This is a genomic window from Pseudomonas viridiflava (genome assembly GCF_900602065.1).
GTDB lineage: Bacteria > Pseudomonadota > Gammaproteobacteria > Pseudomonadales > Pseudomonadaceae > Aquipseudomonas.
Window position 1 is genome coordinate 90,558 of the sequence record NZ_UWFN01000350.1, and the last position, 12,234, is coordinate 102,791.

Annotated in this window: 10 protein-coding genes; 2 read left to right on the top strand and 8 right to left on the bottom strand. The window is 57.9% G+C overall.

The genetic code is table 11. The features are described from left to right. Positions 1–135: 135 nt before the first annotated feature. From EE949_RS27435 to EE949_RS27445, 3 genes are all read right to left on the bottom strand, one after another. On the bottom strand, positions 136–786 hold the full coding sequence (locus tag EE949_RS27435; RefSeq protein WP_122667158.1) for a DUF1826 domain-containing protein: 651 nt from the start codon (positions 784–786) through the stop codon (positions 136–138). Then, entirely contained in the window at positions 786–1,994 is a 1,209-nt protein-coding gene (gene zigA, locus EE949_RS27440) for a zinc metallochaperone GTPase ZigA (RefSeq protein WP_122667159.1), read from the bottom strand. Before zigA ends, EE949_RS27435 begins: the two co-directional genes overlap by 1 nt. 268 nt (positions 1,995–2,262) lie before the next feature. After that, positions 2,263–3,483, bottom strand: coding sequence for an N-acetylmuramoyl-L-alanine amidase (locus tag EE949_RS27445; protein WP_122667160.1), 1,221 nt, complete (start codon positions 3,481–3,483; stop codon positions 2,263–2,265). A gap of 108 nt (positions 3,484–3,591) precedes the next feature. On the opposite strand from EE949_RS27445, the gene folE2 reads away from it, so the two are divergent. Further along, positions 3,592–4,509, top strand: coding sequence for a GTP cyclohydrolase FolE2 (gene folE2, locus EE949_RS27450; protein ID WP_122667161.1), 918 nt, complete (start codon positions 3,592–3,594; stop codon positions 4,507–4,509). Here the strand turns inward: folE2 and EE949_RS27455 are convergent. Beyond that, positions 4,493–5,014 carry a DUF3617 domain-containing protein gene (locus EE949_RS27455; RefSeq protein WP_122667162.1) on the bottom strand — a complete coding sequence of 174 codons (522 nt, stop codon included), beginning with the start codon at positions 5,012–5,014 and terminating at the stop codon, positions 4,493–4,495. The genes folE2 and EE949_RS27455 overlap by 17 nt on opposite strands. Before the next feature lie 169 nt (positions 5,015–5,183). On the opposite strand from EE949_RS27455, the gene cls reads away from it, so the two are divergent. Continuing rightward, complete coding sequence (gene cls, locus EE949_RS27460; protein ID WP_122667163.1) at positions 5,184–6,623, top strand: cardiolipin synthase; 1,440 nt, start codon at positions 5,184–5,186, stop codon at positions 6,621–6,623. A 98-nt stretch (positions 6,624–6,721) separates the two neighbouring features. Here the strand turns inward: cls and cfaB are convergent, their stop codons facing one another. The 4 genes from cfaB to hflC form a co-directional block, all read right to left on the bottom strand. Continuing rightward, positions 6,722–7,906 carry a C17 cyclopropane fatty acid synthase CfaB gene (gene cfaB / locus EE949_RS27465; RefSeq protein ID WP_122667164.1) on the bottom strand — a complete coding sequence of 395 codons (1,185 nt, stop codon included), beginning with the start codon at positions 7,904–7,906 and terminating at the stop codon, positions 6,722–6,724. A gap of 276 nt (positions 7,907–8,182) precedes the next feature. Further along, positions 8,183–10,120, bottom strand: a complete 1,938-nt coding sequence (locus EE949_RS27470; RefSeq protein ID WP_122667165.1) for a cation-translocating P-type ATPase — start codon at positions 10,118–10,120, stop codon at positions 8,183–8,185. Continuing rightward, positions 10,117–11,184, bottom strand: a complete 1,068-nt coding sequence (hflK, locus tag EE949_RS27475; RefSeq protein ID WP_122667166.1) for a protease modulator HflK — start codon at positions 11,182–11,184, stop codon at positions 10,117–10,119. Before hflK ends, EE949_RS27470 begins: the two co-directional genes overlap by 4 nt. Beyond that, on the bottom strand, positions 11,181–12,227 hold the full coding sequence (hflC, locus tag EE949_RS27480) for a protease modulator HflC (RefSeq protein ID WP_122667167.1): 1,047 nt from the start codon (positions 12,225–12,227) through the stop codon (positions 11,181–11,183). Before hflC ends, hflK begins: the two co-directional genes overlap by 4 nt. Between the last annotated feature and the right edge of the window lie 7 nt (positions 12,228–12,234).

Sequence of the window (12,234 nt, forward strand, 5' to 3'; positions counted from 1 at the left end):
AACTACATTACCTGTGGGAGCAGAGCTTGCTCGCGATAAGGCTGAACACGGTTCGCTTTAAATCGAGTCCAGCCTTATCGCGAGCAAGCTCGGCTCCCACAAAAATCAGATCTCATGGTCATGCCAAAGATGCTTCTAAGCCAACCAGTCCAGGGTCAGTAACAAACGTCGCTCATCACGCTGCAACTGCGGCGAACGATGCACCAGACCCTGGCCTTCGTTACCCACCCAGCGCTCGCCCTTGAGCAGCGCAACGTCACCACCGTTGATCTGCCTGATCTTCAGCGCGTCCCGGGGTTCGGCCTGAGGGTTGCCCAACTGGCTGCGATCAATGGCGCCTTCTCTCAGCCACTGGCTGCCGATGCCCGCATAAGTGGTGATCAAGCGGACCGGTACATGATCGACGTGGAAACGCGGGCACATGGCTTTATCCAGAACCCGAAGTCGAACGCCTACGCGCTTGGCCCCGAGCAGGCAAGCGTAAGCACTAATCAGCCATGAAACGTCGGCGATGAAACCTTCATAGCCTTCAAGATCAGCATAAGCAGACGCGAAGTTCTGGAGGTCGGGCTGAGCATCGTCATCGCTGATCTCCAGCGTAATGGCCTCCGCCAGGGGCTCGTTCAGAGAAAGCAGCAGCGCACCAAAGTCGGCAATGTGCGCCGGTAACTGACGCTGCCAGACGGCGAGATTCACATCATCGTCCAGCACTTGGCTGAGAACGGCAGGCGTATCACCCTGAACCTGACGAATTCGCGGCTGCCATTTCAATACCGTCGCAAGCATTACGCAGCCTCCATTTCGTGCCAGGGCCCAAACGGATCGGGCAGCGATACCCAGCCATCGGTGCCCAGCGCCATCTCTGCATCGGTGAGCAAACAGTCATCCAGTTCCGCGGTGAGCTGCGCGAAGTCGATATTCTGGCCAATGAACACCAACTCCTGTCGGCAGTCACCGGTTTGTGACGTCCAGTTGTCCATGATCGCGCTGATGTTTTCTTCATCCTGAGGCCAATGGGCACGCGGAACGAACCGCCACCAGCGGCCAGCGAAACCGTGACGCATCAATCCTCCAGCCTGGGACCAGCTGCCGGCGTCCTGATGCTTGCTAGCCAGCCAGAAAAAACCTTTTGAGCGCAGCAGTTTGCCGTTGGTCCACTCCCGGTCAATAAAGCTGAAGAAGCGCTCTGGATGGAAGGGTCGACGAGCCCGATAAGCCGTGGAGGCGATGCCATACTCCTCGGTCTCCGGCACATGCTCGCCGCGCAACTCCTTGAGCCAGCCCGGCGCCAGGGATGCACGCTCGAAATCGAACCGACCGGTGTTCAGGATCTTTGCCAAGGGCACCTCGCCCATCACCATTGGCACAATTTCGGCGTGGGCATTGAGCCGCTGCAGAATGGCGATCAGTTCTTCACGCTCGCTGGAGCTGATCAAGTCGATCTTGCTCAGCAAAATCACATCGGCAAACTCAATCTGCTCAATCAGCAAGTCGGTGATTGAGCGGTCGTCATCCTCTCCCAGCGTCTCACCTCGGGTCGCGAGGCTTTCTGCAGCCTGGTAATCAAGCAGGAAATTCACGCCATCGACCACCGTGACCATGGTGTCCAGCCGCGCAAGATCAGTCAGGCTTTTGCCCGCTTCATCGCGAAACGTGAATGTTTCTGCCACAGGCAGCGGTTCGGAAATCCCGGTGGATTCGATCAATAAATAATCAAAGCGCCCGTCCTGAGCCAGACGGCTGACCTCTTCGAGCAAATCTTCACGCAGCGTGCAGCAGATGCAGCCATTACTCATCTCGATGAGTTTTTCCTGTGCGCGGTTCAGGCTGACATCTCGCTGAACTTCGCCGCCATCAATGTTGATCTCGCTCATATCATTGACGATAACGGCCACCCGCAAATCTTCGCGGTTACGCAGAACGTAGTTGAGCAGCGTGCTTTTACCGGCGCCGAGAAAGCCGGACAGGACGGTGACAGGAAGACGATTTGGCATTGGGATACCCATCAGGTTGCAAGGTTTTGACCTTGTTCGCATGGCGGTGCGAGGCACCGGATCAATCACCCGACAATGTTATAGTATAACAATACAATCAGTAAACCTGTCTCTGTGGGACCGAATTTATTCGGGAAGAGGCCAGTACATCCGCCGCTTTTTTATCGTCAGGAATGCCGCCTTCCCGGCTAAATCCGGTCCCACAGGTCTCTGTTTGCCACAAGACAGCGTGGTGACAGGAATACTCAGGGGCTCCTACAGTAGAAAGCTAAACCTGCCCGGCTTGCTTCTGTTGTTGCTGCCACGCCATGTACGAATCAATCGGCGGATTACGCTGAAAATACCGCTGCAACCCCTCAAACAAACCATCAGCCACTGCCTGCTGGTGGCGTGCCGTGACAAGACGCTGGCTGTCTCTCGCATTCGAGATGAATCCGGTCTCCACCAGAATCGAAGGCACATCCGGCGACTTGAGCACTGCAAAACCGGCCTGTTCGACACGTTTTTGATGAAGCGCCGTGATATTCGCCAGGCTACCGAGAATGGTGTTGCCCAACTGTAAACTCGCAGCAATAGTCGCGTTCATCGACATATCGAGAATAACCCCGGCCAGCATCGGGTCCTTGTCCTTCAAGTTAAGCAAGCTGGTCGCGCCCAGAAGATCCGCACCGTTTTCTCGCTGAGCCATAAAGCGTGCAGTGGCAGATGTCGCGCCCCCTTCAGACAAGGCAAACACTGACGCCCCCGAAGCCGTCAGGCGGGGTGCCGCATCAGCATGGACCGAGATAAACATGTCAGCGTTATGTTGATGAGCAATCTCAACGCGCTTACGCAGCGGCACGAAGAAGTCGTCATTGCGCACCAGACGCACATCAAATCCCTTCTCCCGTTTTAGCCGCTTGGCCAAAAGCTGAGCGATGGACAACACGACATCCTTCTCACGCTCGCCCTTGGCTCCCACCGCTCCCGGGTCCTTGCCGCCATGCCCCGGATCGACCACGACCATGATGTTGCGCTTAGGGTGCGGGTTGTCATTGCTCGCAGGAGAGTGCTGCGACGGTTGCGCTGCTATTTGCGAAGCGGACGTTCCGGTACCCAGATCTAGTACCAGGCGGTGGCCCTGATCACCGGCGGGCCCAAGCTGAAAGCTGTTGAGCTTCACCGGACCGGTAAGGTCGAGAACGATTCGGGTGTCATCGCCTTGGCCGTAATGCCCTGAGCGAATGGATTTGATCGGCGTGTTAGCCAGCGCCAGCTGACTAAAATCTCCGCTTAGCCGCGCACCACTGATATCGATGATCAATCTGTCCGGCGCGCCAAGGGTGAAGGTTTTGTATTGCACCGGGCCGCTGAGATCGAGCACCAGCCTTAGTTTTTCGTCGCTGCGCCACAACCGCGCATTTCTGATCTGAGCCGCAGTGGCACCTAAGGGCAACGTTAGCGCTGCGCTGGCGAGAAGAAGATTGAGCAGAACTTGTCGGCGGTGCATGCATTAGCCCATTCGAATGTGAAGAGCATCCCGGCCCCAAAAAAAGAAATCGTCGAAACTATCGTTATAGTATAACGTGATGATTTACATCACCGACGGCCTCTTTTCATGAAACTTGCTTCACTTCCGGATGTTGCCGCGCAAGCGTCCCGTCAAACACAGCCGCTGGATTGGGTGGGAATGTGCGGCGTCGCGTTGCCGATATGCATTGAAGGGCAACCCGCCAGTGCCAAAGTCGATGCAGGCGTGAGCCTGGATGATGGCAGCGCCAGAGGCATACACATGTCGCGGCTGTATCTGGCACTGGAACACATGCAAGGAAAGGACCTCACGCTGGGCACGGTTCAGCAAGTGCTGCTGTGCTTCCTTGAGAGTCATGAAGGATTATCACAGCGTGCATATCTGAATATTCACACTGAATACCTGCTCAAACGCCCGGCTTTGATAAGCCCGTTGGCAGGCTGGAAAGCCTACCCAATCAGTATCCTGGCGCGTCTGGAAAACGATATGTTCCACGTGGAACTAAAAATTGACGTGGCATATTCCTCAACCTGCCCTTGCTCAGCTGCCTTGGCACGACAACTGATCCAACAGCAGTTCACTGAAGATTTCGCCAGCGCCGATCTTGATTATCAGAGCGTGCTGGAATGGTTGGGAACCGCTGAGGGCATCGTTGCGACGCCTCACAGCCAGCGCAGCACCGCTCACTTACACGTGCAACTCAATGAATTATCTAAGGAATTTCCGTTTCTGCATTTGATTGATCAAGCAGAGGCTGCGCTGGGCACTGCCGTACAAACAGCAGTGAAACGCGCAGATGAGCAGGCCTTCGCACTGGCGAACGGGCAAAATCTGATGTTTTGCGAAGATGCCGCCCGACGGCTGCACCGCTCATTGCAGCGTAATCCGCAGCTCAAAGCGTTTACGGTGAAGGTGGTGCACGCTGAAAGTCTGCATGCCCACGACGCTGTGGCTCAAAGTAGCTGGAGCGCCGTGGGGAATCCCCATATCAGGTCCGGGGTTTGACCGCACCACATTGGGCACCCTGCCAGACCGCTCGGGTGTCCATGCTTCCGTTCTGCTGCTGGCCAGTCGCGTTGAAAGTGCCGATGACGTGGGTGGTGAATTCCCGGTCACTCAAAAACTGAGCCTGACCGTTGCCCTGCGCTTTCGGGCAGCTAAAGGTGAATTTCCAGTTTTTACCGTTGCGTTCAGTAATGCGTTGCGTGCATCCAGACTTCGGATCAGTGAGTGGGATGTCATCGCCCTTGACCTGTGCGTCTGTCAGACAAAAGCGCACACCCTTACCAGCCAGGGTCACCCCTTGCGACTCAAGATTGCGTTCGACCATGGCGCGCTGTTCGGGTGGCAAGTTTTTCAACTGTCCGAGGATCATCTGCAAATCCGGCATAGCCTGCCCATCCACTTGCATGTTACTGGAGGTCAACTCCCACAAGCCCGGTTGCAGCATCTGCGCCTGAGCCAGTGGCGCGACCAGACAGCACATCAATGCCAAGGTGGATTTCTTCATTTCTGGATCCTTGTTCAACCCATGAGGGACAGGAGCAACCACACGTGGTTGCCGGACGATGAGGCTTAGACGACAGATCATGCCGCCAGTTGCACCCCGAATTAAATAGCGACAATCAGCACTCACTGTGGTCTGTTAATCAGCAATGGTGCTAAGGAAAAGGTTTCGAATGGATTACCACAGCCCGTATTTCTTTGGCTATGTCATCGGATTCATTCATCTGTTGGGGATCATTGCCGCCATCCATGCGCTGCTCACTGTGCGCACTGCACAAGGGTCAATTGCGTGGGCGATGCCTCTGCTGTTCATTCCTTATTTCACACTGATTCCCTATCTGGTGTTTGGTCGGAGCTCTTTCGATGCCTATATCAAAGCGCGGCGTCAGGCCAACGAGGAAATGCGCACGGCAATCAGCGACCTGAACTGGCGCCCCTGGATTGAAGAGGCTGTGGCCGCAAGACGCTCCGAAGCCTATGCGTCATTGCGTGCCATGCCCAAGCTGGGGCTCACCCCGGCGCTGGCCAACAACGACGTCAAGCTGCTGATAAACGGCGATGCGACCTTCAACGCGATTTTCGAAGCGATACGCGAGGCCAGGCAGACAATCCTGATTCAGTTCTTCATCATCCATGACGACGCGCTGGGGCGGCGTATGCAGGAACTGCTCCTGGAGAAAGCCGCGGAAGGCGTCGCGGTGTATGTGCTTTACGACCGTATCGGCAGCCACTCTCTGCCTGGCAGCTACAACGAAAAGCTGCGCAAAGGCGGCGTACAGATCAAGGCCTTCGCAACCCGCGGTGGCTGGCTTAACAGGTTCCAGATCAACTTCCGTAACCACCGCAAAATAGTCGTCGTGGACGGCATGAAAGGCTTTCTGGGTGGGCACAACGTAGGTGACGAATATGTCGGACTGAAGCCGCCCCTGGCTCCATGGCGAGACACCCATGTGCAAGTCATCGGCCCGGTAGTCGCCTGCCTGCAGGAGTCATTCGCGGAAGACTGGTTCTGGGCAACACGCGAGTTACCGCCCCTGAGCTTGCCCGATAGCTTTCCCGAAGATGGTCTGCTCTGTCAGTTACTGGCGAGCGGGCCTGCAGACAAGCAGGAAACGTGTTCGCTGTTCTTTGTCGAAGCCATTCATGCGGCAACAGAGCGGGTCTGGATCACCAGCCCGTATTTCATACCTGACGAGGCAGTATCGGCAGCGCTCCGGCTGGCCGTATTGCGCGGCGTAGACGTAAGGCTTCTGCTGCCATCACGGCCGGATCATTACGTGGTGTACGCGGCATCCAGCTTGTTTGCCTTTGAGGCAGTCCGCGCAGGTGTTCGGGTATTTCGTTATGGGCCCGGGTTCATGCATCAGAAAGTAGTGCTGGTGGATAACGAGATTACTGCGATCGGCAGCGCCAACCTGGACAACCGCTCATTCCGCTTGAATTTCGAACTGATGCTGTTGACCGTCGACAGCGGTTTTGCCAGCGAAGTAGAGCAAATGCTTAACGACGACTTCGCGCTGGCCCATGAAGTTTCAGTTCAGGAAAGCCGAGAAACACATCACCTGCAACAGTTAGGCATGCGGGTGGCTCGTCTTATTTCACCGATTCTATAGAGCGAGAGAAATCCTGTTTCCTGCCCCCCCCCAAGGACACCGGCACTTATGAGACCAACCGGATCAAAGACCCGGTCAGTGAAGCCTGGTAACGGCTTCTAGCGATAGATATCCTCACGAGTCCAAGGCAGATCATGGCTGCCATCAGCGCGGGGCTTGACCGCCAGAATCTGATGCAGGTTTATCCAGCCGTGGGCGAACGCATAAGAACATCCAGCCAGGTACAAACGCCAGATACGCAACGTCTGCTCCGGCACCATGGCAGCCGCCTGCTCCAGATGGGTTTCCAGCCGGGTGCTCCAGTGGTCAAGGGTCTTGGCGTAATGCATGCGCAAGCTTTCGACATCCACGACTTCCAGCCCGGCCTCGCTGATGTCCGCGCTGATTTGCGATACGTGGGGCAACTCGCCATTAGGAAATACATAGCGGCCAATAAATTCGCCGGCCCCCCTGCCTACCGGCCGACCATCGGTGTGCTTGGCGGTGATGCCATGATTCATCACCAACCCGCCCTCTTTCACCGCACCGAACAGGCGTTGAGTGTAGAGCGCAAGATTGGCGTGCCCGACGTGCTCAAACATGCCAACGCTGACGACCTTATCAAAGCGCCCGTCTTGTGGCAGGTCGCGGTAATCGAGCAGTTGCAGCTCAACCTTGTCTTCCAGGCCTTCAGCTTTCACGCGAGCCCTGGCGAGCTTCAATTGTTCACGGCTTAACGTGATACCAAACACGTTGACGCCGTATTCACGCGCTGCAAAACGGGCAAGTCCTCCCCAACCGCAACCGACATCCAGCAAGTACTCGCCAGGCTTGAGCCGCAATTTGCGGCACAGGTGGTGGAATTTATCCTGCTGCGCTTGTTCAAGGCTCTCATTACCGGTTTTGAAGTAGGCGCAGGAATAGACCATTTCCCGATCCAGCCACAGCTGGTAGAACTCGTTGGAAACGTCATAGTGGTAGGAAATCGACGCGGCATCTGTTGCCTTGTCATGCGGTGAGCGAACCGGAGCGTCTTCGCTGTCGACGTCACCCAATGCCTGGGTCAACTCATCGCACACCCGCACCACTTCGCTGATGGAACCCTCCATTTCCAGCCGCCCTTCTACAAACGCGCTACCGAGCAAATCGAGGCTTGGGTGGCTGAAATCTGAAACCAGCCGGGGGTCTTTGACGAAAATGGTGACACTCGGCGTCGGACCGAGGTCAAGCTCGTGGCCGTCCCAAAGCTTGAGACGCAGCGGGAGGTGCAGATTCTTTAAGGCCGGTGGAAGTTGCGCGAGCATTTGAGTAAACCCCCAATGATCAAGAACTTGAAAAGCGTAGTTGAGGATCGGTTCTGCAATAGAACTGACCCGCTATAGGCTCTATAGCCATTAACTATGAATCGACTTCCGGGAACGGCCTTGTGTCCCACCTGATTCGAGCCCGCCGAGGAGCTGACATGTAAAACGCTCTCCTTGAGTGACTGTTAATTTGTAACAGAGTTCTTCAAAGCTCAAGCTATTTTTTATACTTAGTGAGCCGCTCTAGCTCGGAGGTTCTCGCGTTTGACCAAGATTTCAGCGCTGCTGTGCTGCAGGCAATTCACCTAGCGGCTCATGCAACCGCAGCAGTCTGCCCGCGTTGCCGAGCACCAGCAGTGTGCTGAGGTTGTGAAGGATCGCAGCCACCATTGCTCCCGCTGCGCCCAACCAGCCGAAGGCGGCAAGCGCGACAATCGCCAACGTCCAGCCAAGACCGATGATGACATTGACCTGCAACGTCCTTCGGCACTGACGACTGAGTCGTACACAGGTGCCCAGCCGGCGCAGATCACTGCCAATCAGCACGATATCGGCAGATGCCAAAGCGATGTCCGCACCACCGGCCCCCATCGCGACCCCTACCACGCCAGCCTTCAAGGCCAGCGAGTCATTGATGCCGTCACCTACCACCATGGGCCGAAAACCACTGCTGATCTCGGCACGAACCCGGGTCAACTTATCCTCGGGCAGCGCTTGGGACTGCACGTCAGTGATGCCGACATCCACAGCCAGCTTGTTCGCCACAGCGTGTCGGTCACCGGTGAGCAATAACTGCCTGCCCATACCCAGCGCCCGTAGCTCAGCCAGCGCCGCTTGCGCCTCGGGCTTCAGCGTGTCGGCCAGCAAAAGCCAGGCGAGAAAAACACCGTCGAGTGCCAGGCCGGCAATCGGACCGTCGTGAATCGGGACCGGCGCAGAGGTAATGCCCAGTTGCTCGAACAGCTCGGGGCGGCCTAACGCGGCGATGCCTAATTCGCTGCTCGCCACCACGCCCAGACCTTGAAGCTCCCGGATGTCACTCAGCGCCAGAAATTGAGTCTGTGGAACCAGACTGGCCAGCGCCCGGCTGACCGGGTGACTGCTGGCGCTACCGAGGCTTGCCGCCAACGGCAGAAAATGCGGCAACTCAGGACCCACACACTGCACGGATTCAATGCGCAGCGTGCCAAAGGTCAGCGTGCCGGTCTTGTCGACAACCAGCGAGGTCAGGTCGGCCAGCTCTTCCAGAAAGGCCGAGCTGCGAATCAGTATCCCGTGCCTGGCCGCCACCGCGATCCCTGCAATGGCCGTCGCGGGAGCTGACAGCACAAGGGCGCAGGGACACGCTGCGACCAGCACAGCAAGCATGGCTTGCGCGTTATTGGTGATGAACCAGGTCACTGCGGCGATCAGCAAGACCAGCACCATGTAGCTGCCTGCATAGCGCTCCAGCAGCCGAGTGATCGGAGGCTTGGAGCGCTCGGCGCTTTGCATCAGCGCGATCACCTTGCCCAGCGTCGAATCCTGCCCGGTACGGGTCACTTCAAGGCGCAGCAAACCGTCGAGATTGATCGCACCACCAAATACTTCAACGCCCGGTCTGGCTTCCAGTGGCACGGACTCACCGGTGATCGGCGCGGTGTCCAGGCTTGCCTGGCCGGAGATCACCCGGCCGTCAGCAGGCACTCGATCACCTGCGCGAACTTCCACTTGGTCTCCGGCAACCAGCGTTGAGTTGTCCACCTCCTGCACGCTGCCATCGGCTTTGATCAGCCGTGCGTGGCTGCGGGTCAAGCGGCCCAGCGCCTGGATCGCCTCCTGAGAACCAATCACGCTGCGCTCTTCAAGAACATGGCCGAAGATCATGATGATGGGCAGCAAGGCCGCCGTCATCAGGTCTCCGGTAGCCCAGGCACCGAGCATGGCCAACGCGATCAATTGGTCGGTGACACCGTGCAGGCTGGGGTAGCGCAAGCTGTGCCAACCGGCACTGATTACCGGAATAGCCACCAGCAGCGAAGCCGCTCCCAGTAACAGCTGGCTGACGCCATTCTGATCCGGCGCAATGAGGCGCCAGATCAAGCCCAATCCCAGCAACCCTAACGCCAGCATTGCCAGCGTCAGTTGCCGTGCGGCGCTGCGTTGTTCCGGCGCGCTGAGCATGCTTTGCGCCGCTTGCCCTGCGACTGGATCGTGAACCGCTTCGCTACTCATTTTTCTGCTCCTTGAATGATCAGCCGGGAATCATCACGCGGATCAACGGTGGTCACAGATCCCGCCTGGCCAAGGATTTTCGGTACGCGCTCGCGATAGAGTCGTTGCAACAGGCCGGGGTCGCTTGCGGAATGCATCGACTCGCTCAGGCTGGCCACCGTGGCCGTGTCGGTCTGGGCTTTTGCCAAACGCTCGGAAGCCTGTGCGTGGGCTACCTGCAATGTACGGTCTGCCTGTTGGTTCGCGGCCTGGATGAGCTTTTCAGCATCGTTGCGCGCATTAGCCACCGCCTGATCGGCAAGCTGGCTGGCCGTCAGGACCGAGTTGAACGCGTTGATGGCTGCGCCGGGCAAGCTGGATTGAACGTCGACCCGGGTAACCTCGATACCAATACCTGAGCCGGTTGTGCTGAGCTCTGAAAGCCGCTGATTAATGCCGCGTACCAGATCACCACGCAATCGTTCGCGACGCTCGGCGGACTGGCTATCGGCGGAAACAAGTTCGGGGCGGGCCACCAGAATAGTGTCCAGATCCCGCGCAGCCGTCAGGGCCACGGCACTGCGATTGACGATGCGGTCCAGCGCTGGCGCCACGTGATCACCCTGCAGAACATAGGCGTACGGGTCGCTGACCTTGTAGTAGACCGTGACGTCCAACTGCACAACGCCTGCGTCCCCGGTCAACAGATAACCCGACCCGGCCAACGCATCGCTCATCGGTGCCGCAAAGCTCGCCGCCCGATCAGCCTGCACGGCTTGAAATGAGCGCAGCAAGGTCTCGACGCGACGTTCAATTACCCGGTCCGCCGAGGGCAGCAACACCACCTGTTCGAACGGTTGCGGCCAGGCGGTGAGCAATCCTGCGTTCTGAATCCGCTCCAATGCGCCCAGACGCAACACCACTGCCCGGTTTTGCGGATCAATCTGCCGCACATTGGACACCGCCCAGCCGACGGCAGCCAGAACCGTCACGCCATACAACGCCAGGAAGGCCAGTCGGCTGGCCTGTAACCACGGGTTGTTTACCGGTGCGCGTTGCTGACCTGAAACCACAGGTTCACTCATGGTTGCGACCCGGCTTTGCTCTGCGGCGCTGATGGGCCATTGAGCGTTGGCGGGCCATCGACCAGGACTCTGAATGGTGCGGCGTCGGTACGCAGAATCAACCGGGTGCCGGGTGTAACAATTGTCCCCAGCGTGTCCAGTGAGCGCAGCAGGTTGTAGAGCTGCGGTGACCCCGCATAAGCCCGGCCATAGATTTGCGCGGCCTCGACGCGTGATTGAGCCTCGATATCGGCGGCCTTTACCGTGGCATCCGCCTCAACGATCCGCGCATCACGCTCTGCGGCCGAACGAATCTGCGCTGCCTCACGCTTGCCCACAGCAGTGCGCTCGGTGGCGATGGTTTCGCGCTCGGCGCGCATCCGGTCCACCGTGGCATTGAGGGTCACTGACGGCAGGGTCAAGCGCTCGACCCCCACTTGCAGCACGCGCACGCCATAAGTGGTCAGCAGTTGCTGATCGATTTGCTGACGCAGCTGGTTTTCAAAATCGCTGATACGCACTTTGCTGGCATCAGTGTTCACCAGACTCGCCAGGTCGAAACTGCTGGCTGTGGTTTCCAGCGCCGAACCAACGAAGGTACGAATCTGCCGCGCCGCTTCGTCAGGCTGGTTTTGCACGGCACGCATGAAACGTTGCACGTTGTCTGCGTCGCCCTGAACCTGCCAGGCCACGTAGGCCTGGACAATGATGCGCAGGCCGTCGCGGGTGCCAACATCCTGCAAGCCGCTGGAAGTAGTCCGCAAACGTAGATCAACCGGTATCGCCGCTTCGAAAGGCGCAGGCCAGCGCCAGCTCAGACCGGGTTCGAGCAATACCCGGGACGGATTGCCGAAACGGGTAATCACCGTCGCCTCGCCGGAGCGCACTTGCACCAGGCTTGCCGCTGCCACCGCAAATGCGATCAGCAGCGCGGCGAGCAAACCCCGCCGCCATGGAAATACACGTGGGCCGGAAGATTCGTCATGAGCGTGCCCGTGATGATGACCGTGGTGATGGCCACTGTGATCGTGACCGGCGTGATCGTGGTTATGAAACAGACTCAAGGGACGA